Below are 20,536 nucleotides of genomic sequence, written 5' to 3'. Positions count from 1 at the left end.
GTGATGAGTTGTCCGCGGATCAGACCGTCAGTGACCCATGCCCAGGCCGCCGTCGACCGGAATCACAGCGCCGGTGATATACCCCGCGGCGTCGCTCGCGAGGAACGTCACCACGTCGGCGACCTCCTCGGGCTTGGCCATGCGGCCGAGGGGGATGCTCTTCTTGTACTCCGCCTGCGTCGCCTCGGGCAGCACCGCGGTCATGTCGGTCTCGATGAAGCCGGGCGCGACCACGTTGGCGGTGATGTTGCGGCTGCCGAGCTCCCGCGTGATCGAGCGGGCCATGCCGACCAGGCCGGCCTTGCTCGCCGCGTAGTTCACCTGGCCCGGGCCGCCGTAGAGACCCACGACCGAGGAGATGAAGATGATACGGCCCCAGCGGGCGCGCAGCATCTTGCTCGCGGCCCGCTTGGCGCAGCGGAACGAACCGGTCAGGTTGGTGTCGACGACGCCGGTGAACTGCTCCTCGCTCATGCGCAGCAGCAGGGTGTCCTGGGTGATGCCGGCGTTGGCCACGAGCACCTCGACCGGGCCGAGTGCGTTCTCGACCTCCGTGAACGCGGCGTCGACGGCGGCACTGTCGGTGATGTCACACTGCACGCCGAAGAGACCCTCCGGAGCGCCGGAACCGCGGTGCGTCACCGCCACCCGGTCGCCCTGCTTGGCGAACGCCTGCGCGATCGCCAGTCCGATGCCCCGGTTTCCGCCGGTGACCAGCACGGTCCTCGCCACGGGTGCCGCCTTTCAACACGTGAGGGAAATTCTGTAGGGAGAGTAGGTGCTACCGCATGGTAGGACCCAACGAGCCAGGCGGCTGATGGCGGGCGTGACGGCCCGGCGTACGATGAACCCGTCTGGATGTCCGGCCGCGGTGACGGCTGGGCCCGTTCTCCTACCGGCCGGTCCGGTAGCCGCTCCCAGGAGGTGATCGCTGTGCGAAGTAGCGATCCCTCCAGTCGTGGCCGGTAACAGCAGATCACCCGCCACGGCTTTCCGCGTGTCTGTTCTCTCTTTCTCGCTGAGACAACACCCGTTGGGAGCATGTCGTGAACCGTTTTGTCGCGCCCGTTGGCTTTTTCCTGGCCGCCGTGTGGGTCGCCGCCCTCTTCTTCATGGTCGGCGCCCACTAACTGGCCAGGGCCGCCGCTAGGGAAGCCGGGAGCCCCACAGCAGGCTCAGCGCACCCGCACACAGGGCCATCAGGAACCCGAATCCCAGATACCACTGGGTGATCTCCTGAGGCTTGGTGCGGAAGCCGATCGAGCTGCCCATGTCGGAGTACACCCGCTTGAGCTCTTCCTTGCTGGCGGCTTCGTAGAAGTACCCCTTGGTGACCTCCGCCACCTTCTGCAGCGAGGGGCGGTCCACCGGCACCCGCTGCGGCGTGTTGCCGATGCGGACCACGCCCTCGTCCGTGCCGAACGCGATCGTCGACACCGGCACGTTGGCCGCCGACGCGGCCGCGGAGGCGTCCTCCAGCGAGCGGCCGGCGGTGCGGAAGCCGTCGGAGAGCAGCACGATCCGGGCCGGCGGCGGGCCGGCCGCGCCGTCGGCGGGCACCGTGCGGATCGCGTCGAGGCTGGTGAAGACCGCCTCGCCGGTGGCCGTCGATTCCTGCAGGGTCAGGCCGTCGATGGCCTGCATGATCGAGTCGCGCTCCTTGGTCGGCGAGACCAGCACGCTGGCGGTCTTGGCGAAGGAGACCAGGCCGACGTTGAAGTTCGCCGGGAGCTGCTTGACGAAGTCCTGGGCGGCCGCCTTCGCCGCGTCGATGCGCGTCGGGGCCACGTCGGTCGCCTGCATCGACAGCGACACGTCGATGGCGAGCATGATGGTCGCCCGCTCCAGGGGCTCCTTGGTGTCCACCGACGGGCGGGCCATGCCGAAGGCCAGGATCACCAGGCTGAGCAGGAACGCCGCGGCGCTGACGTGACGACGCACGCCGATGCCCTTGGGCACCAGGCTGCTGAGCAGGTCCACGTTGGTGAAGCGGACGGCGAACGCGCGGCGGTGCAGCTGGCGCCACACGTACACGCCGATGACCACGGCGACGGGCACCAGGGCCAGCAGCCACCACGGTGAGAGCAGACGGATCATCGGGTCGTTCCTCGAGTTCGGGCGTGTCGCTGGGCCGCGACGAACCGGACGATGTCCAGCAGCCAGTCGGAGTCGGTGCGCAGCCGCAGATGGGCCGCGTTCGCGCCGCGCAGGGCCGAGGCTATCTCGGCGCGCTGGGCGGCGGCCGCGTGCGCGTAACGGTGGCGCAGCTTCGGGTCGGCGGTCTGTACCTCGTGCATCCGCCCCGTCTCCGGATCGACGAGCGCGATCACGCCGACGTTGGGCAGCTCCAGCTCGCGCGGGTCGACGACCTCGACGGCGAGCAGGTCGTGGCGGACGCCGAGCTTGCGCAGCGGCCGCGCCCACTGCTGCGGCGGGGTCATGAAGTCGGAGATGACCACGGCCAGGCCGCGCCGGCGCGGGGGCCGGTTGAGCATGTCGATGAGCGCGCCGAGGTCGGCGCGGCCGGGCCGGCCCCGGGTGAGTGCGATGGTGCGCAGCAGGCCCTGCGCGTCCTTGCGGCCCGGGCGCGCCGGGAGGCGGTCGAGGGCATCGGCGGTGCCGACGACGGCTCCGATGCGGTTGCCGCCGCGGACCGTGAGGTGGGCGACGGCGGCCGCGGCGGCGATCGCCAGGTCGCGCTTGAGGTAGTTCGCGGTGCCGAAGTCCAGGCTGGCGCTGAGGTCGACGGCGAGCCAGGTCTCCAGCTCCCGGTCGGCGACGGTCTGGCGGACGTGCGGCAGCGTGGTGCGCGCGGTGACCGGCCAGTCCATGCGCCGCACGTCGTCGCCGGGGCGATACTCCCGCGACTCACCGGCCTCGGTCCCCGGCCCCGGCAGCAGGCCCAGGTAGTCGCCCTGCAGCAGGCCGTCGAGCTTGCGGGTGACGAGCAGCTGCATGCGGTTGAGGACGACCTCGGCGCGAGCGTCGTCCAGGCCGGTCCCGCTTCGGATCCTCACCGACCGGGCCACGTCGTGATGGTCGTGGTCGCCTGCGGCTGACCGGGTTGCCCGGGTTGACCCGGCTGCCCGGCCGGCGCGGTGGTGGCCTGCTGGCGCGGAGCGACGGTGGGGGGCGCCACGGCGGCGAGCACCCGGCGCACCACGTCGTCGGCCGGGATGTCGTCGGCGAGCGCGTCGTAGGACAGCACGAGCCGGTGGCGCAGGATGTCCGGGGCGATGTCCTGCACGTCCTGCGGCAGCGCGTAGTCGCGGCCGCGCAGCAGGGCGAGCGCGCGGGAGGCGCGCACGATGCCGAGCGAGGCGCGGGGACTCGCACCGTACTGAATGAGGTGGGCGATGTCACCCAGCCCGTGCTCGGCCGGGGCGCGCGTGGCGACCACCAGCCGCACCGCGTAGTCGACGAGCGCGTTGTGCACGAACACGTCGTCGGCCTTGTCCTGCAGCGCCATGAGCTCCTCGGTGGTGAGCACCGCGACCGGCTCCGGGGTCTTCACGCTGACCCGGTAGACGATCTCGCGCTCCTCGGCGTCGGAGGGGTAGCCCACCTGGATCTTCATGAGGAACCGGTCGCGCTGGGCCTCGGGCAGCGGGTAGACGCCCTCCTGCTCGATCGGGTTCTGCGTGGCCATGACCAGGAACGGCCGCGGCACGTCATAGGTCTCGCCGCCGATCGACACCTGCTGCTCGGCCATGACCTCCAGCAGCGCCGACTGCACCTTGGCGGGCGCACGGTTGATCTCGTCGGCGAGCAGGAAGTTGACGAACACCGGGCCGAGCTCGACGTCGAACTTCTCGCTGGACTGCCGGTAGATCCGGGTGCCGACGATGTCGGCGGGCACCAGGTCGGGGGTGAACTGGATGCGGGAGAACGTGCCGCCCACGACCCGGGCCAGGGTCTCCACGGCGAGCGTCTTGGCCACGCCGGGCACGCCCTCCAGCAGCACGTGGCCGCGGCAGAGCAGGGACACGAACATTCGCTCGATCATGCGGTCCTGGCCGACGATGACCCGCTTGACCTCGAATAGGGCCCGTTCGAGCACGGTCGCGTCCTGAGCTGGGGTCGAGACAGGGTTGCTCGGCTGGGTCACCGGTCCTCCACGCAGATGTTCGTCTTTGCTGCAACCCTAGCGTCGCACGGCGCGGCGAGCGCTCGCGATCTGACACCGCTGAGAGCCTACTGGGAGTTCGCATCCAGGTACCTTGGGGCGATATATCGCATATGTGAACATCTATTGTGGGGATTTTTCTTACCGGTCACCGGCGACGACTGGACATCACCCGTACCGCAGCGGGTACCATTCACCCCGTCGCCGGGCGGCTTCCCCCGTGGCCGCCCGGCGCTCACACTTTCCACGTGGACGAGCTGATCTGCTCCGCGAAGGGGTGCCGCGCGCCGGCCACCTGGCGCCTGCTGTGGAACAACCCGAAGCTGCACACGCCGGAGCGACGCAAGACGTGGCTGGCGTGCGACAATCACCGCGAGTCGCTCTCGACCTTCCTCGATGCGCGCGGATTCCTGCGCGAGACCACCCCCATCCATGATCAAGATGCGATCAATGAGGCGGATAGGCTCGAGGAGTGAACGCTCCGGTCGCACCCGACCCGCTGCGCCCCTGGCCGGACACGGTCGCGTGGCGGCCGATCTCCCCGCGCTACTTCCTCGTCCGGCTCGCCGTGCTCGCCGTCTGGGTCCTCGTGCTGGCGCTCGCCTGCCTGGTCACCGGCGTGCTGTGGTCGGCCTGGTTCTTCGCCGCCGCGGCCGCGATCGTCGTCACCGGCGTGGTGCGGGCGGCGTTCATGCGCCGGTCCATCCGCTCCTGGGGCTACGCCGAGCGGGCCGAGGACCTGCTGGTCCGCCACGGGCTGCTGGTGCGGCGGCTGTCCATCGTGCCCTACGCGCGGATGCAGTTCGTCGACGTGACCGCCGGCCCCGTCGAGCGCGCCGCCGGCCTGGCCACCGTGACCTTGCACACCGCGGCCGCGGCGAGCGACGCCACCGTGCCGGGCCTGGAGGCCGCCGAGGCCACCCGGCTGCGCGACCGCCTGACGGCGCTGGGCGAGATCCGCGAAGAGGGCCTGTGAGCGGTCCGGAGCGAAGCGGAGGGGCCGCTCACGAGTGGCCCAGCGACGGGACGGAGCGAAGCGCAGGGGCCGCTCACCAGTGGCTGGGGCCGGCGCCGGTGGCGGCCGAGGCGCTGCCGCGGCAGCGCCTGCACCCGTTGACGCCGCTGGTGCGCGGGGCGAAGCTGGTGGCCCTGGCCGCCGTCGCGGTGTCCTGGCGCGGCCTGAGCGACCTCGGCCTCGGGCACTGGCTGATCGCGATGACCGTCGTGCTGGTCGGGGCGGTGCTGGTCTCCGCGGTCGTGTGGGCCGTGACCGGCTACGAGGTCGTCGGGCGCGAGCTGCGCGTCCACGAGGGGCTGCTGTCGCGGCGGGTGCGGACCATCCCGCTGGAGCGGGTCCAGGCCATCGACGTCGTCCGCCCCGCCCTGGCCCGCGTGTTCGGCCTGGCCGAGCTGCGCCTGGAGGTGATCGGCGGCGGCAAGACCGAGGCGCCGCTGGCCTACCTCACCCTCGCCGGCGCCACCGCGCTGCGCGCCTCCCTGCTGGGCCTGGCCACCGGTGCCGCCCCGGCCGAGCCCGCCGACGAGCGTCCGCTCTTCGCCGTGGGCAACTCCCGGCTGCTGCTGGCCCAGTTGCTCACCCCGCAGACGTTCTCGGTCCCGATCGGCGCCGCGTTCGTGGTCTGGCCGGCCCTCACCCACCCCGACTGGACCCTGATCGGCGTGGCCAGCACGATCACCGCGTTCCTGGGCGTGTTCCAGGTGACGGTCCGCCGGGTGCTGGACGAGTGGGACTTTCGCATCGCCGACGGCACGGCCGCGCTACGGGTCCGCCAGGGCCTGCTCAACAAGCGCAGCCAGTCCGTACCGCCCCGGCGCATCCAAGGCGTGAAGCTCACCTGGCCGCTGCTGTGGCGGCCGGCCGGATGGGCCCGGGCGCGCATGGACGTGGCCGGCTACGGCGGGGACGGCGAGGAGCAGCTGCGCGCGGGCACACTCGTCCCCGTCGCCGCGACGCCGGACGCGGTCGTGGTGGTTTCGTCCGTACTCGCAGCAGCGGTCGACCCCCGCCCCGCCCCGGCCCCGATCGACGCGGCCGCCCTCGCCGTGAGCGGCCCGCCACGCCGCGCCCGCTGGCTCGCCCCGCTGGCCTGGTCGCGCATCGGCGTCGCCGTCACCGACGACGTCGTCGCGGTCCGGGAGGGTGTGCTGACCCGCGAGCTGGTCGCGGTCCCCCTGGCCCGGGTGCAGAGCGTCCGGGTCACCCAGGGCCCGCTGCAGCGTCTGCTGTCGCTGGCCACCGTCACCGTCGACACCGCGGGCGGCCTCGACGCGACCGCCCGCCACCGCGACGCCGCCGACGCCTACCGCCTCGCCGGTGACCTGGCCGACCGGTCGCGCTCGGCCCGCCACACGTTCTCCGCCCGGCTCAGGTCCGGACGGAGTTAGGCGACCAGCCGCGGCAGCACCTCGCCGATCGGGTCGCGGATCACCTCGTCGGCGATGGCGTCGTACGGCGTCTCGGCGTCGTTGAGGATGACGATCCTGGCGCCCTGCTTCGCCGCGACCTCGAGCAGCCCGGCGGCCGGGTGGACGGTCAGCGAGGTGCCGATGGCCACGAACGTGTGGCAGGACACCGCCGCCTCCGCCGCCGCGGTCAGCGTCGCCATGTTCATCTGCTGCCCGAACGAGATCGTCGCCGACTTCAGCAGTCCCCCGCAGCTCAGGCAGGCCGGGTCGGGCTCGCCGGCCTCGACGCGGTCCAGGGTCGCGCGCATCGGCCCGCGCGCCCCGCAGTCCAGGCACTCGGTCTCGTGGATCGTCCCGTGCAGCTCGATGACCTTCGCGTCCGGCAGGCCGGCGCGCTGGTGCAGCCCGTCGATGTTCTGGGTCACCACGACGTCGAGCCGCCCGGCCCGCTCCAGGTCCACCAGCGCGCGGTGGGCGGCGTTGGGCTCGGCACCCCACGCGGGGTGGGTGAGCCGCTCCTGCCACGACCGGCGCCGCACGTCCGGGTCGGCCACGTAGTGCTCGATCGACGACAGCTTCATCGCCTCCGGGTCCCGCGTCCACACGCCCTTCGGCCCGCGGAAGTCCGGGATGCCGGAGTCGGTGGAGATGCCCGCCCCGGTGAGCGCGACGACGGACCCCTGGGCGAACCACTCGGCGGCCTCATACATGGCGATCAGGGTAAGCGGGGGTCACTCGGCGCCGCTGCCGGATTAATCTGGAACCATGCAGCCTCCTTCGGTCGATGCGGCATCCTGGGTCGGCGCGCTCACCCGCGTCGAGCTGACGGTCACCGACGCCGACACGGCCCAGGCCCTCGGCTCCGGCGACGTGCCCGTGCTCGCCACCCCGCGCCTGCTGGCCCTGGCCGAGGCGGCCACGGTCGGCGCCACGGCCAGCCGCCTCCCGCCGGGCTACACGACCGTCGGCACCCGCGCCGACCTCGAGCACCGCGTCGCCACCCCGATCGGCGGCCGGGTCGTCGCCGAGGCCCGCCTGGCCAAGGCCGACGGGCGCCGCCTCATGTTCGAGATCGTGGTCCGCGACGCCAACCGGGTCGTCGCCGAGGGCCGCGTCGAGCGGGTGATCGTCGAGCGCGCCCGCTTCCTGGCCAAGGCGCTGGAGCCGTCATGACGTTCCTGCGGGAGATCGCCGCCGGGGTCCACGTCCTGCGCCACCCGGTGCTGGACGTCAACGCCACCCTGGTCGTCGGCGGGCGGGCGGCCCTGGTCGTCGACACGCTCTCGTCGGCCCCGCAGGCCCAGGACCTCCTGGCGGCCGTGCGCCGTGTGACGCCCCTCCCCCTCGTCGTGCTCAACACCCACCACCACTTCGACCACTGCTTCGGCAACATGGTCTTCGCCGCCGACGGCGCCCCGATCTGGTCCCACGAGGAGGCCGCGGCGCTGATCGGCCCGGCCCTGCGCGAGCGCGCGGTCCTGGAGTTCCCGGAGCTGGCCGCGGAGATGGCCTGCACCACCCCGGCCGTGCCGACCCGGCTGTTGCGCACCGCCGCCGACCTGGACCTCGGCGACCGCGAGGTGCGGCTGCGCCACTTCGGTCGCGGCCACTCGATCGGCGACGTGGTGGCCCTGGTGCCCGACGCCGACGTCGTCGTCGCGGGTGACCTGGTGGAGTCCGGCGGTCCGCCGCAGTTCGACGACGCCTACCCGCTGGAGTGGCCCGACACCGTGGCCGCCGTGATCCCGGCGCTCACGGCGGACACCCGGATCGTCCCGGGCCACGGCGCCGTGGTCGACCGCCGCTTCGTCCTCGCCCAGCACGAGCAGCTGGCCGCCCTGGCCTGGCTCATCCGCGAGGGCGACGCCGACGGCGCCCCGGCCGAGCGGGTCGCCGCCAAGTCCCCGTTCCCCCAGGACGTCACCCTGCCGGCCGTGCACCGCGGCTACGTGCAGCTCAACGCCTGAGCCGCGCGGCGATCTCGAACAGCGCCCCGGCCAGCTCGCGGCCGCTCATCGCCTGCTCCGGCACGACGAGGTGCTGGACCACGACCCCGGTGAGCAGCGCCTGGTAGAAGCCGCCGATCCGCTGGGCCAGCTCCGGCTCGGCGGCCGGGTCGATGTGGTGGAACAGCGCCGCCAGGGCCGCCTGGGCCTCGCGCTGGGGGCCGCCCCACGACGCATCCGGCTCCGCCTGCCGGCCCAGCCGCGTCACCACCTCGAACTGCGTGGTCCACAGCGACCGGTTCCGCGTCACCGACTCGATCACCCGCACCCAGATCGCCTCGAACCGCTCGGCCGGGTCGGCGACGCCGGCCGCGCCGCCGAGCGCCCGCTCCAGCTCCTCGCCCCACTGCTCCAGCGCCCGGCGCAGGGCCTCGTCGAGCAGCGCCTCGGTGGTCCTGAAGTGGTAGTTGATCGCGGCCAGGCTCACCCCGGCCGCGGAGGCGATGTCCCGCGCGGTCGTGGCCGCGTACCCCTTCTCGAGCAGGCACTGCAGCGCGCCGTCGAGCAGCTTCTCCCGGTTACCCATGTCTGAAGCATACGTCTAAGAAATCTGTCTTGGACATTTGTCTTAGAATTCCGTACAGTCGTTGCCGGCAGGAAACACATCGACCAAGGGGAGACCGAAGATGTCCGTCATCGCCATCACCGCCGCCGTCGCGACCGCCGCCGGGGCACCCCTGGCCTACCGGGCCCTCCGCCAGCGCCGGCGCGCCGCCGAGGCCCGCATCACGAGCCCGAACGGCATCGTCGAGGGCCGCTACCTCACCATCGGCGGCGTCGAGCAGTGGCTGCAGATCCGCGGCGAGGACCGCGCCAACCCCGTGCTGCTCGTCGTGCACGGCGGCCCCGGCTCGCCGTACTGCGTCTTCACCCCCGCCATGCGCGAGTGGGAGAAGCACTTCACGATCGTGCACTGGGACCGCCGGGGCGCCGGACGGACCCTGCGCCGGGGCGGCTTCCACCCGCGGGAGATGTCGTTCGAGCTCATGGTCCAAGACGGCATCGAGGTCGCCGAGCACCTGCGGGAGCACTTCGGCCAGGAGCGCATCGTGCTCATGGCGGGCTCGATGGGCACGCTCGTCGGCATCCCGATGGCCCGGCGCCGCCCGGAGCTGTTCCGCGCGTACGTCGGCACGGACTTCTACGTGAACATGGTCGAGAACGAGCGCCGCGGCCGCGTGGAGACCCTGCAGCGGCTGCGTGAGGCCGGCAACCGGCGCGGGGTCGCCGCGCTGGAGCGACTGCCCGCCGACCCGCGCACGTGGGACGTGCAGCAGTGGGGTGTGCGGATGCAGTGGAGCATGAGCACCGATCCGACGACCGGCAACACCGCCCTGACCCGGCTGTTCGAGTTCCTGCTGACCAAGCCGGACTACTCCCTCGCCGACGTCGCCGCGTGGCTCAGGGGCTTCGGCCGGACCCGCGACACCATGTTCGAGCAGTTCATGGCCTGGGACGCGCGGGCGCTCGGCACCACGTTCGAGATCCCGTTCTTCCTCTTCCAGGGCGCCCACGACGTGGTGACGCTGACGGCGCCCGCACAGGAGTACTTCGCCGAGGTCGAGGCCCCGCGCAAGGAGCTCGTCCTCATCGAGGGCGCGAGCCACTTCGCCGCGTTCAGCCGGCCCGCCCGGTTCCTGGAGGCCCTCCGGCTGGTGCGCTGCTGAGCCAGAAGGGTGACGACGGTGCCGCGAGATTCTTCACGACGCCACCACGACCTCGGTCCCGGCGCGGCGGATCGCCTCGACGTGCTCCGGGTCGGCGCTCGCGTCGGTGACGAGGACCGACACGTCGGTGATGGCGCAGATCCCGGCCAGGCAGTTGCGCCCGATCTTCGAGCCGTCGGCGACCACCATCACGCGGTCGGCGCGGCGGATCATCGCCGCGTTGGTGTGGGCCTCGATCTCGTCGTGGGTGGTCAGCCCGCCGCGGGCGCTGATGCCGTCCACGCCGACGACCGCGACCTGCATGTTGAGCCCCGACAGCGCCTGGTCGGCGATCGGCCCGACCAGCTCGTAGGACTGGGTGCGGGAGACGCCGCCGGTCATGATGAGCTTCAGCCGCGGCCGCAGCACGAGCTCGGAGGCGATGTTCAGCGCGTTGGTCACCACGGTCAGGTCGACCCGGTCGGCGAGCAGCCGCGCGAGGATGAGCGTCGTCGTGCCGCCGGTCAGGCCCAGCGTCAGCGGCCCGCGCGGGAGCAGCGCCGCGGCCTTCTGGGCGACGAGGGCCTTCTCCTCGCGATGCTGGCCGCCGCGGTAGCGCACGGGCAGCTCGTAGGCCACGTCCACGGCCACCGCGCCGCCGTGCGTGCGCGACAGCAGCCGCTGCTCCTCCAGCACCTGCAGGTCGCGGCGGATCGTGGCGGCCGAGACGTCGAACTCCTCGGCGAGCGCGCCCGCGTCCACGGAGCCGTGCCGGGACACCCGCTCGAGGATGGCCGACATGCGGTCGGCCCGGCGCAGCGAACTCTCAGCCATCCACGCTCCGGCTCTCGGGCTTGGGAACTCCATCGATGATCAAACGCGCACAGACTATAGTTCGTTTGCGCACGATTGGTCAAAGAACCTTGTGCGATGCTGCACGACCTGCCGACAATCCCGGGCATGACTGTGATCACGTTCCTCGGCGCCGGCAGCGTGGTGTTCACCCGCGAGCTGCTCGCCGACCTGCTCTCCTTCGACGAACTGCGCGGCGTGACGCTCGCCCTGCACGACATCGACCCGCAGCGGCTGGAGACCGCCGAGGCGATCGCCCGCCGCACGGCCGAGCAGCTCGGCGCCGCCCCGAAGATCACCGCGAGCCTGGACCGGCGCACCGCGCTCGACGGCGCGACGTACGTCATCAACGCCATCCAGGTCGGCATGCACGCCGCGACGGTGCGCGACTTCGAGATCCCGGCCCGGTACGGCCTGCGCCAGACCATCGCCGACACCGTGGGCGTCGGCGGCATCTTCCGCGCGCTGCGCACCTTCCCGGTCCTGGCCGGCATCGCCGCCGACATGCGGGAGCTGTGCCCGGACGCGTGGCTGCTCAACTACACCAACCCGATGGCGATGAACGTCGCCTACCTGGCCGCGATCGCCCCGGACCTGAAGGTGGCCGGCCTGTGCCACTCGGTCTTCTGGACCGTGCACGACCTGTGCGCACTGGTCGGGGCGCCACTGGACGAGGTCGACTACCTGGCCGCGGGCGTGAACCACCAGAGCTGGCTGCTGCGCTGGGAGCACCGCGGCGAGAGCCTCTACCCGCGCCTGGACGCGCTGCTGGCCGGCGACCCGCAACTGCGCCGGCGGGTGCGCATGGACATGTACCGCCGCCTGGGCTACTTCCCCACGGAGACGAGCGAGCACAGCTCGGAGTACGTCCCCTGGTACCTCCACCACGACTCGGAGATCGAGCGGCTGCGCATTCCCGTCGGGGAGTACGTGCGCATCAGCGAGGCCAACCTGGCCGACTACGCCGCCACCCGCGCGGCGGTCCTGGCCGGCGAGCCGCTCGATCTGCACCGCGAGGCCACCGAGTACGCCCCGCAGGTCATCCACAGCATCGAGACCGGCACGCTGCGGCGTATCCACGCCAACGTCGCCAACCGGGGCCTGATCGCCAACCTGCCGGAGGGCTTCGCGGTCGAGGTGCCGTGCGTGGTGGACCGCCTCGGCGTGCGCCCGGAGCGGGTCGGGGCGCTGCCACCACAGTGCGCGGCGGTCAACCGCGGCTTCGTCAGCGTGGGCGAGCTGACCGTCCAGGCCGCCCTGACCGGGGATCCCCGCCTGGTCCGGCAGGCCGCGATGGTCGATCCCAACACCGCCGCCACCATGACGGTGGAGCGGATCTGGGCGTTGTGCGACGAGCTGACCGCCGCCCACGGCGACCTGATCCCGGAGCCCCTGCGCGCTTAAGTGTGCAATCCGGAATGTTCACTTGCGCAGTCAGTCTTGTGGAGCGTGCATAAACGCGCATAGCGTTCGCGCATGAACGACACTGCGCTCGAAATCGCCAGTCAGCCGGCCGTCTGGGGGCAGGGGCTCGCCCTCGCCGCTGAGGCCCGCGCCGCGCTCGGTGCGCCCGGGGACCGCACGCTCGTGCTGGGCTGCGGCACCTCCTGGTTCGTGGCCCAGAGCATCGCGGAGCTGCGGGAGGCGGCCGGCCTGGGCGAGACGGACGCCGTGTGCGCGTCGGAGTTCGTCCCCCGCCGCCGCTACGACCGGGTCGTCGCCATCACGCGCTCGGGCACCTCGACCGAGGTCCTCGAGGCGCTGCGCCGGCTGCCGTCCGGCGCGCACCGGGTGGCGGTGACCGCGGTCGCCGGCATGCCGGTCGACGACCTGGTCGACACCCGCGTCCTGCTCGACTTCGCCGACGAGCGCAGCGTCGTGCAGACCCGCTTCCCGACCACGACCCTCGCGATGGTCCGCGCCGCCTTCGGCGAGGACCTCGCCCACCTGGTCGCCGACGGCGAGACCGCGCTCGCCGCGCCGCTGCCCGCCGACCCCGCGCGGATCGAGCACCTGGTGTTTCTCGGCACCGGCTGGACGGTGGGCCTGGCCCACGAGGCCGCGCTGAAGTGCCGCGAGGCCGCGCAGGCGTGGTCGGAGTCGTACCCGGCGATGGACTACCGCCACGGCCCGGTCGCCGTGGCCGGCCCGCGCTCCCTGGTCTGGTCCTTCGGCGCCGTCCCCGCCGAACTCGACCAGGTCGTGCTCGACGCCGGCGCCACGCCCCACCGCGACGGCCTGGACCCGCTCGCCCAGCTGGTCCTCGCCCAGCGCTTCGCGGTCGCGCTCGCCGGCCACCGCGGCCTCGACCCGGACACGCCCCGCCTGCTGACCCGCTCGGTAGTCCTGGCCTGACCCAACCTCGCCATTCCCCCAGGTAAAGAGGTCTAGCGATGAGAATCCCCTCCCGAGGTAACGGCCGGATCCGTTTGCTGGCCGGCATAACCGGAGCCGCCGTGCTGCTGAGTGCGTGCAGCGGCGGCTCCAAGGCGAGCTCCGGCAAGGACGCCGCCGAGGGCTACGACCCGGCGGCCCAGGTGACCATCACCTGGTGGACCGGGCAGACCACCGAGGCCGAGAAGACGGCGGAGGACCTCGCCGCGCAGTACACCAAGGCCCACCCGAACGTCACGATCAAGACCTCGACCGGCGCCTCGACCACCGACGACCTGCTCACCAAGCTCTCGGCCGGGTTCACCGGCGGCAGCTACCCGGACATCTCCTACGCCTACGGCAGCTGGGCCGGCGAGCTGGCCACCAGCGGCCGCACGCAGGACCTCGCCAAGTGGGTCGCCGAGGAGTCCTTCGGCTGGTCGGAGATCCCGGCCGCGGCCCGCGAGACGGCGACGTACGAGGGCAAGGTCATCGGCGTCCCCGCACTGGTCGACAACCTGGCGCTGATCTACAACAAGCAGCTGTTCGACCAGGCGGGCGTGGCGTACCCGACGGACCAGTGGACCTGGGACGACTTCCGCGCGGCGGCGAAGAAGCTCACGGACCCGGCCAAGAGCCAGTACGGCACGGCGTACTCGGTGTCGGGCAGCGAGGACACCACCTGGCACCTGTGGCCGATGCTGTGGCAGCGCGGCGGGAAGATCCTCGACGGCCGCAAGCCCGCGTTCAACTCCGACGCCGGGGTCGGCGCGCTGGAGCTGCTGCGCGCGATGGCGGTCGACGACAAGTCGATGTACCTCGACCAGACCGACGAGAAGTACGGCCCGCTGTTCAACGACGGCCACATCGCGATGATGATGTCCGGCCCGTGGGCGCTGCTGGAGATCAAGGAGGCCGGCCTCGACTACGGCGTGACCCAGCTGCCCGGGTACAACGGCGACCACCAGACCGTCTCCGGCCCGGACCTGTGGGTGCTGTTCGACCACGGCGACGCCAACCGCGCCGGCGCCTCGCGCGACTTCATCAAGTGGCTGACCAGCAAGGAGATCGACGCGAAGTGGAACCTCGCGATCGGCAACCTCCCGCTGCGCTCCTCCGAGCAGGGCACGCCCGAGTTCGCCGCGTACGTCAAGGAGTACCCCGGCGGGCAGAAGTTCTTCGAGAACCTCGCGAACGCCAAGCAGGCCCGCCCCACCGTCGCCGGCTACGAGGAGATGTCACGCAACGTCGGCGACGCGATCTCCAAGGTGCTGCAGGGCGCTGCGAAGCCCAAGGAGGCGCTCGACGAGGCGGCCAAGAAGTCGGCGGGGGCGATCGAGTGACGCTCACGTTCGCGGCCTCGGCCCGCTCCGGTGCGCCGCCCGGGCCCTCGGCCAGGCACCGCCGCAGCCGCCCGGGCCTGCGCCGGACGCTCACCGGCTGGGCGTTCGCGGGGCCGGCGACGCTCGTCGTGGTCGGCCTGTCGCTCTTCCCCGCGGTGTGGGCGTTCTTCATCTCCCGCACGAAATGGAACGGCATCGCCGAGCCGCAGGACATCGGCTGGTCGAACTACGAGCGGCTCGCGCAGGACCCGGACCTGGCCGCCGCGGCGCAGCACACGCTCGTGCTCACCGCGCTGTTCGTGCCCGGGTCGATCGTGCTGGGCCTGCTGCTGGCGATCGCGCTGAACCAGCGGATCCGGCTGATCGGGTTCTACCGGACGTGCATCTTCGTGCCGTACGTCGCATCCGCCGCCGCGACCGGCATCCTGGCCGGCTACGTGTTCAACCCGCAGTTCGGGGCCGCGAACGAGGCCCTGCGCCGGGTCGGGCTGCCCGCGCAGCAGTTCCTGGAGAACCCGCGGCAGGCGCTGGTCGTGGTGGTCGTCGTCGCGCTGTGGGGCGAGGTCGGGTTCACCTCGGTGGTGTACCTCGCGGCGCTGCAGGACGTGCCGAAGGAGCTCATCGAGGCGGCGACGGTCGACGGGGCCGGGCGGTGGCGGGTCCTGCGCAGCGTGACGCTTCCGCAGCTGCGCCCGGTGACGCTGTTCGCCACGGTGTGGCAGACGATCACGGCCCTGCAGCTGTTCGACCTCATCTACACCACGACCCGCGGCGGGCCGATGAACAGCACGCAGACGGTCGTGTACTACGTGTACGAGCTCGCCTTCCAGACCCGCCGCCTGGGCTACGGCGCGGCGGTGGCGTATCTGCTGTTCGCGGTGACCCTGCTGCTCACGGCCCTGGCCATCTGGCGCGGCCGGCGCAGCGGCGAGGAGGCGTTCTGATGCGCAGACGACTGCTGCCCTTCAGCCCGTGGCACCTGGTCCTCATGCCGGCGGCGCTGCTGTTCGTGCTGCCGCTCGTGCACATGGTGCTCACGTCCTTCATGTCCGAGCGCGAGATCAACCGCTTCCCGCCGAAGCTCGTCCCGAGCGGGCTGCACTTCGACGGGTACCGCCAACTCTTCGGCGAATCCCACATCCTGCTGTGGCTGGGCAACACAGTGTTCGTGTCGGCCGTCTCGGTCGTGGCGCACCTGGTGCTGTGCTCGGCCGCCGGATACGGCTTCGCGCGCCTGAAGTTCGCCGGCCGGGGCCTGGCGTTCGCGGCGGTCCTGGCGACCGTGATGATCCCGATCCAGCTGCTGATGATCCCGACGTACCTCATGTTCGCCCGCCTGGGCATCGTCGACACCCTCGCCGCGGCCTTCGTCCCGTGGCTGGCCTCGGCGTTCGGCATCTTCCTGATGCGCCAGTTCTTCCTGTCGCTGCCGGCGGAGCTGGAGGAGGCGGCGCGCATCGACGGCGCCGGGGTGTTCCGCACGTTCGTGAGCATCGTGCTGCCGCTGGCCCGCCCGGCGCTGGCGACGCTGGCGGTGTTCACGCTGCTGTCGAGCTGGAACGACCTGCTGTGGCCGCTGGTGGCGATCAGCGACGACCACAAGTACACGCTGCAGGTGGGCCTGGCCACGTTCCAGGGCATGCGCCGCACCGAGTGGTCGCAGCTGATGGCCGGCAACGTGGTCGCCACGATGCCGCTGGTCCTGGCGTTCCTGATGGCCCAGAAGCGTTTCGTGGCGACGATGACCCTCAGCGGGCTGAAGGGATGAGCTCGTCGCGTTCTGGCTGGGCGGCCGTGCCTCCGGCGGCGCGGGTGCTGAGCGATCCGGCCCGCGCCGCCCAGGCCACCGCCTCGGGCAGTGCCTCGCCGCCGAGGCGGGCGGCCAGGAACCCGGCGTTGAAGCTGTCACCGGCGCCGGTGGTGTCCACGACGTCCACGGAGAGCCCGGGCGCGGCCGCTTCGCCGCCCGGCCACCAGACGCGTCCGCCGCGGGCGCCGTCCTTGAGCACGACGGTGGTCCCGGCCGCGACCAGCTTCGCGGCGGCCTCGTGCAGGTTGCCGGCTTTCGAGACCGCGAGCAGCTCGGCCGCGTTGGGCAGGAACACGTCGGTCACGGCCAGGATCTCCTCCAGCCCGCTCCAGCGCCCCGACGGGTCCCAGTTGGTGTCCAGCGACGTGCCGGTGTCGTTCGCGCGGGCCCGCGCGAACACGTCCGCCAGCCCTTCCTGCAGGCCGGGTTGCAGGAACAGCGACGCCACGTGGACATGCCGGGAGTCTTTGATCAGTTCGTCGGTCACGTCGGCCGGACGCAGCAAGGGGATCGCGCCGGACAGCGTGAGGATCGCCCGGTCGCCGGGCGCGGACAGGATCACGCTGATCCCGGTCGGCTCCTTGGCCTGCGCGTGGTCCGGCACGAGCAGCTCCACGCCACGCTCGGCGAGTCGTTCGCGCACGAACGAGCCGAAGACGTCGTCGCCGACGGCGGCCAGCAGCCCGGTGCGCAGCCCGAGGCGGGCGCAGCCCATCGCGGTGATCGCCGCCGACCCGCCGAGCACCAGGTCGGCCGCGTCCAGCAGCTGCTCCTCCTGCCCGAAGCGCGGCCGCACATCCCCGCGCAGCACCAGATCGGGGTTGGCGTCGCCGACCACGAGCACGTCGAACCGCATGATCACTCCTCCGCGTCGCTGTTCGAATGGACAGTATCAGCCGCTCGATCATGCGCGTACTGGCGATTTTCGTGCAGAATCAGCCATTGACATGTACAGATTTATGCGGTTTGATCGCTCCGAGCGATCGAGCCCAGCCGGTAGTGAGGACGTCCTCGAGCCCGGCACACAGGTCGCCAGGGTGCTCGGCACCCGAGGCGGGGCAGATCCCGAAACCCCTCGGAGCTCCCCCTGTGAACCCCATCCTGCGCCGCATCGGCGCTCCCGCCCTGACGTTGCTCGCAGCCGTCGGTACCGTCATCGGACTCGGCATGGGCAACGCCGATGCCGCCACCTACACCCTTCCGCCGGCCAACGCGCAATTCGACTACCAGATCGGAGCCGCGTACGCGCCACCGTCCGGCGTCAAGGTCGTCAGCCGCGACCGGACGGCCACGCCGGCGGCGGGGCTGTACAACATCTGCTACGTCAACGTGTTCCAGACCCAGCCCGGCGAGATCGCCTGGTGGCAGGCGAACCACGACGACCTGCTGCTGAAGGACGGCTCGGGCAAGTACGTCGTGGACAGCGCCTGGGGCGAAAATCTCATCGACGTCTCGACCCCGGCCAAGCGCACGGCGGTGGCGGCGATCGTCAACGGCTGGATCGACGGCTGCGCGGCGAAGGGCTTCAAGGCCGTGGAGCCGGACAACATCGACTCCTACGAGCGCTCGAAGGGCCTGCTGACGAAGGCCAACGCCGTGGCGCTGCTGAAGCTGCTGGCCCCGCACGCGCACGACAAGGGGCTGGCGATCGCGCAGAAGAACACGACGGACCTGGGCAGCGCGGGCAAGAACGCGGGCCTGGACTTCGCCGTGGCCGAGGAGTGCGGCCGCTACAACGAGTGCGGCGACTACACCGACGTGTACGGCAGCCACGTGATCGTCATCGAGTACACGAAGAACGCCTTCACCAAGGCCTGCAACAGCTACGGCTCGACGCTGTCGATCGTCCTGCGCGACGTGGACGTCACCGCGCCGGGCAGCGGCAGCTACAAGTACGACGCCTGCTGATCCGGCGGCTCCCCGCGGGCGGCGCCGCTCCCGGCGATCCCGGGCTTCGGCGCCGCCCGCACCTGAGCACCGGAGGTGCCGCGTGATCCTGACCGTGACGCTGAACCCGGCCCTGGACCTGACGTACGCTGTGGACGAACTCCGCCCGCACACCACCCACCGCGTGCGAACGGTCCACGAGCGCCCCGGCGGCAAGGGCCTGAACGTGGCGAGCGTCCTGCACATGCTGGGCGAGCCCGTGCACGCGACCGGCCTCCTGGGCGGCGCGACGGGAGCCCGCGTGCGGGACCTGCTCGCCGCGACCGGCCTGCCGGCAACCTTCAGCCCGACCGCGGGCGAGACCCGCCGCACGGTGACCATCACCGACGGCACCGACGCCACCGGCCTGTGGGAGCCCGGCCCGGCGGCCACAGAGCCCGAATGGCAGGACTTCCTGCGCCTGTACCGGGAGCTGCTGGCCGGCACCACGGTCGTGGCCCTGTCCGGCTCGCTGCCGCGCGGGCTCCCGCCGGACGCGTACGCCGTGCTGATCCATTCCGCGCGGGAGTACGGTGCCCGCACGGTCCTCGACACCAGCGGCGAGCCGCTGCGGCTGGGCCTGACGGCCGGCCCGGACCTGGCCAAACCGAACGCCGAGGAGCTCGCCGCGCTGGTCGGGCCCCGCGCCGCTCGGGCCGCCGGGGCCGACGGTCCGGCCGCCGGGGCCGACGGTCCGGCCGCGGAGGCCGACGGCCGGGTCGCGACGGTCGCGGTGGCGCGGGCCTTGGCCGCGGACGGCTGTGGCCTGGTCGTGTCGCGGGGGCGGAGGGGCTGCTCGCGGTCTGCGACGACCAGGCCTGGCACGCGGCGCCGCCGGCCCCGAGTCCGGAAATCCCACCGGCGCCGGCGATGCCTGCGTGGCGGCGCTGGCCCGCGGGCTGCGCGACCGCACGCCGTGGCCCGACCTGCTCGCCGACGCCGTGGCGCTGTCCGCCGCCGCGGTCGCCGCCCCCGTAGCCGGCGCCGTGGACGACGGCCACTACCGCCGGCTCCTCCCCCGAATCACCGTCACGCCGGTCCCGCGCCCGCAGGACCCGCGGCAGCAACCAGAACACGAGCAGAGCCACCGGAAACAGCCCCAGGCTGAGCAAGGAGCGTCGCCATGCTGACCCCAACCGGCGAGATCGTCGCGGACGCCCGGCGGCGGGGCGTCGGGGCCGGGGCGTTCAACGTGATCACCGTCGAGCACGCCGAGGCCGTCGTCACCGGGGCCGAGGCGGCCGGCTGCGCCGTGATCCTGCAGATCAGCGAGAACGCCGTACGCTTCCACCACGGGCGGCTCGGGCCCATCGCGGCCGCCGCGCGGGCCGTCGCCGAGCTGGCCTCCGTGCCGGTCGGGCTGCACCTGGACCACGTCGAGAGCGACGAGCTCTTCGATCAGGCCGCCGGCAACGGGTTCGGGTCGGCGATGTACGACGCTTCGCGGCTGGAGTACGACGCCAACGTCGCCGCCACCGCGGCCGCCGCCGGGCGGGGGCACGCGTGCGGGCTCTGGGTGGAGAGTGAGCTCGGCGAGGTCGGGGGCAAGGACGGGGCGCACAAGCCGGGGGTGCGCACGAATCCCGGGGAGGCGGCGGCGTTCGTCGAGGCGACCGGGGTCGACGCGCTCGCGGTCGCCGTCGGGTCGTCGCACGCCATGACGACCCGGGACGCCCGGCTCGACCACGAACTCGTCCGCCGGCTGTGCGCCGCCGTCGCTGTGCCGCTGGTGCTGCACGGATCGTCGGGGGTGCCCGACGACGAGCTGCGGACGGCGGTGCGGGGCGGGCTCGTGAAGATCAATATTGGCACCGCCCTCAACATCGCGTTCACCGGGGCGATCCGCGACGCGATGCGGCGCAATGCCGAACTCGTCGACCCGCGCAAATACCTGCTGGACGCCCGGCGGGACATGGCCGAGACCGTCACGCGCGCGTTGCAGGTGATATCGCGCTAATGCGGTGCCGTTCGTTCCGCTGCCTCACACGCTACCCGACTCCGCCTAATCGATCTCGGCCTCGTGGCGC

At 72.2% G+C, this 20,536-nt stretch carries 22 protein-coding genes; 14 read left to right on the top strand and 8 right to left on the bottom strand.

Annotated features, from left to right (window positions below; translation table 11 throughout):
- Positions 1 to 27: 27 nt before the first annotated feature.
- The 4 genes from fabG to ACQPY0_RS11270 form a co-directional block, all read right to left on the bottom strand.
- Complete coding sequence (gene fabG, locus ACQPY0_RS11285; protein WP_432987615.1) at positions 28 to 732, bottom strand: 3-oxoacyl-[acyl-carrier-protein] reductase; 705 nt, start codon at positions 730 to 732, stop codon at positions 28 to 30.
- Positions 733 to 1,146: 414 nt separating this feature from the next.
- Positions 1,147 to 2,097 (bottom strand): VWA domain-containing protein, encoded by a 951-nt coding sequence (locus ACQPY0_RS11280; RefSeq protein WP_432987613.1) that lies wholly within the window; start codon positions 2,095 to 2,097, stop codon positions 1,147 to 1,149.
- A complete protein-coding gene (locus ACQPY0_RS11275) occupies positions 2,094 to 2,957 on the bottom strand; it encodes a DUF58 domain-containing protein (RefSeq protein ID WP_432995176.1) in 864 nt (287 codons plus the stop codon). Before ACQPY0_RS11275 ends, ACQPY0_RS11280 begins: the two co-directional genes overlap by 4 nt.
- Positions 2,958 to 3,013: 56 nt before the next feature.
- On the bottom strand, positions 3,014 to 4,108 hold the full coding sequence (locus ACQPY0_RS11270) for an AAA family ATPase (RefSeq protein WP_432987611.1): 1,095 nt from the start codon (positions 4,106 to 4,108) through the stop codon (positions 3,014 to 3,016).
- Between the two features lie 266 nt (positions 4,109 to 4,374).
- Between ACQPY0_RS11270 and ACQPY0_RS11265 the strand changes: the two genes are divergently transcribed.
- The 3 genes from ACQPY0_RS11265 to ACQPY0_RS11255 all read left to right on the top strand — a co-directional run bounded on the left by ACQPY0_RS11265 (position 4,375) and on the right by ACQPY0_RS11255 (position 6,532).
- Positions 4,375 to 4,602 (top strand): acetone carboxylase, encoded by a 228-nt coding sequence (locus ACQPY0_RS11265; RefSeq protein WP_432987609.1) that lies wholly within the window; start codon positions 4,375 to 4,377, stop codon positions 4,600 to 4,602.
- Positions 4,599 to 5,102, top strand: a complete 504-nt coding sequence (locus tag ACQPY0_RS11260) for a PH domain-containing protein (RefSeq protein ID WP_432987607.1) — start codon at positions 4,599 to 4,601, stop codon at positions 5,100 to 5,102. Before ACQPY0_RS11265 ends, ACQPY0_RS11260 begins: the two co-directional genes overlap by 4 nt.
- 98 nt (positions 5,103 to 5,200) lie before the next feature.
- A complete protein-coding gene (locus ACQPY0_RS11255; RefSeq protein ID WP_432995174.1) occupies positions 5,201 to 6,532 on the top strand; it encodes a PH domain-containing protein in 1,332 nt (443 codons plus the stop codon).
- Here ACQPY0_RS11255 and ACQPY0_RS11250 read toward each other — a convergent pair.
- Positions 6,529 to 7,263, bottom strand: coding sequence for an SIR2 family NAD-dependent protein deacylase (locus ACQPY0_RS11250; RefSeq protein ID WP_432987605.1), 735 nt, complete (start codon positions 7,261 to 7,263; stop codon positions 6,529 to 6,531). The genes ACQPY0_RS11255 and ACQPY0_RS11250 overlap by 4 nt on opposite strands.
- A gap of 55 nt (positions 7,264 to 7,318) precedes the next feature.
- Here ACQPY0_RS11250 and ACQPY0_RS11245 point away from each other — a divergent pair, with 55 nt between their 5' ends.
- Together ACQPY0_RS11245 and ACQPY0_RS11240 are read left to right on the top strand one after the other, a co-directional pair.
- Complete coding sequence (locus ACQPY0_RS11245; RefSeq protein WP_432987603.1) at positions 7,319 to 7,726, top strand: thioesterase family protein; 408 nt, start codon at positions 7,319 to 7,321, stop codon at positions 7,724 to 7,726.
- Positions 7,723 to 8,520, top strand: coding sequence for an MBL fold metallo-hydrolase (locus ACQPY0_RS11240; RefSeq protein ID WP_432987601.1), 798 nt, complete (start codon positions 7,723 to 7,725; stop codon positions 8,518 to 8,520). Before ACQPY0_RS11245 ends, ACQPY0_RS11240 begins: the two co-directional genes overlap by 4 nt.
- Here ACQPY0_RS11240 and ACQPY0_RS11235 read toward each other — a convergent pair.
- Positions 8,510 to 9,085, bottom strand: coding sequence for a TetR/AcrR family transcriptional regulator (locus ACQPY0_RS11235; protein ID WP_432987599.1), 576 nt, complete (start codon positions 9,083 to 9,085; stop codon positions 8,510 to 8,512). The two genes, ACQPY0_RS11240 and ACQPY0_RS11235, sit on opposite strands and share 11 nt — an antisense overlap.
- 100 nt (positions 9,086 to 9,185) lie before the next feature.
- On the opposite strand from ACQPY0_RS11235, the gene ACQPY0_RS11230 reads away from it, so the two are divergent.
- On the top strand, positions 9,186 to 10,226 hold the full coding sequence (locus ACQPY0_RS11230) for an alpha/beta fold hydrolase (RefSeq protein ID WP_432987597.1): 1,041 nt from the start codon (positions 9,186 to 9,188) through the stop codon (positions 10,224 to 10,226).
- Positions 10,227 to 10,259: 33 nt separating this feature from the next.
- On the opposite strand, the gene ACQPY0_RS11225 is transcribed toward ACQPY0_RS11230, so the two are convergent.
- Positions 10,260 to 11,039, bottom strand: a complete 780-nt coding sequence (locus ACQPY0_RS11225; RefSeq protein ID WP_432987595.1) for a DeoR/GlpR family DNA-binding transcription regulator — start codon at positions 11,037 to 11,039, stop codon at positions 10,260 to 10,262.
- Between the two features lie 126 nt (positions 11,040 to 11,165).
- On the opposite strand from ACQPY0_RS11225, the gene ACQPY0_RS11220 reads away from it, so the two are divergent.
- The 5 genes from ACQPY0_RS11220 (at position 11,166) to ACQPY0_RS11200 (ending at position 16,541) form a co-directional block, all read left to right on the top strand.
- A complete protein-coding gene (locus ACQPY0_RS11220; RefSeq protein ID WP_432987593.1) occupies positions 11,166 to 12,461 on the top strand; it encodes an alpha-glucosidase/alpha-galactosidase in 1,296 nt (431 codons plus the stop codon).
- Positions 12,462 to 12,533: 72 nt separating this feature from the next.
- A complete protein-coding gene (locus ACQPY0_RS11215; RefSeq protein WP_432987591.1) occupies positions 12,534 to 13,412 on the top strand; it encodes an SIS domain-containing protein in 879 nt (292 codons plus the stop codon).
- Between the two features lie 101 nt (positions 13,413 to 13,513).
- The gene (locus ACQPY0_RS11210; protein WP_432987589.1) at positions 13,514 to 14,773 is read left to right on the top strand and encodes an ABC transporter substrate-binding protein; all 1,260 of its coding nucleotides are present in this window, start codon (positions 13,514 to 13,516) and stop codon (positions 14,771 to 14,773) included.
- On the top strand, positions 14,770 to 15,717 hold the full coding sequence (locus tag ACQPY0_RS11205; RefSeq protein WP_432987587.1) for a carbohydrate ABC transporter permease: 948 nt from the start codon (positions 14,770 to 14,772) through the stop codon (positions 15,715 to 15,717). The genes ACQPY0_RS11210 and ACQPY0_RS11205 overlap by 4 nt, the downstream gene beginning before the upstream one ends.
- Complete coding sequence (locus ACQPY0_RS11200) at positions 15,717 to 16,541, top strand: carbohydrate ABC transporter permease (RefSeq protein ID WP_432987585.1); 825 nt, start codon at positions 15,717 to 15,719, stop codon at positions 16,539 to 16,541. The genes ACQPY0_RS11205 and ACQPY0_RS11200 overlap by 1 nt, the downstream gene beginning before the upstream one ends.
- Here the strand turns inward: ACQPY0_RS11200 and ACQPY0_RS11195 are convergent.
- Positions 16,522 to 17,439: a carbohydrate kinase family protein gene (locus tag ACQPY0_RS11195; RefSeq protein WP_432987583.1), complete on the bottom strand. Its 918-nt coding sequence runs from the start codon at positions 17,437 to 17,439 to the stop codon at positions 16,522 to 16,524. The two genes, ACQPY0_RS11200 and ACQPY0_RS11195, sit on opposite strands and share 20 nt — an antisense overlap.
- Before the next feature lie 269 nt (positions 17,440 to 17,708).
- On the opposite strand from ACQPY0_RS11195, the gene ACQPY0_RS11190 reads away from it, so the two are divergent.
- The 3 genes from ACQPY0_RS11190 to ACQPY0_RS11180 all read left to right on the top strand — a co-directional run bounded on the left by ACQPY0_RS11190 (position 17,709) and on the right by ACQPY0_RS11180 (position 20,466).
- On the top strand, positions 17,709 to 18,491 hold the full coding sequence (locus ACQPY0_RS11190) for an endo alpha-1,4 polygalactosaminidase (RefSeq protein WP_432995172.1): 783 nt from the start codon (positions 17,709 to 17,711) through the stop codon (positions 18,489 to 18,491).
- Positions 18,492 to 18,573: 82 nt separating this feature from the next.
- Positions 18,574 to 19,617, top strand: a complete 1,044-nt coding sequence (locus ACQPY0_RS11185; protein ID WP_432987581.1) for a 1-phosphofructokinase family hexose kinase — start codon at positions 18,574 to 18,576, stop codon at positions 19,615 to 19,617.
- A gap of 15 nt (positions 19,618 to 19,632) precedes the next feature.
- Positions 19,633 to 20,466, top strand: a complete 834-nt coding sequence (locus ACQPY0_RS11180; RefSeq protein WP_432987579.1) for a class II fructose-bisphosphate aldolase — start codon at positions 19,633 to 19,635, stop codon at positions 20,464 to 20,466.
- Positions 20,467 to 20,536: the final 70 nt, after the last annotated feature.

It is taken from the genome of Dactylosporangium sp. CA-233914, from assembly GCF_050942935.1.
Lineage (GTDB): Bacteria > Actinomycetota > Actinomycetes > Mycobacteriales > Micromonosporaceae > Dactylosporangium.
Note: the sequence above shows the minus strand (reverse complement) of the source record. Positions and strands in the feature narration are given on the sequence as shown.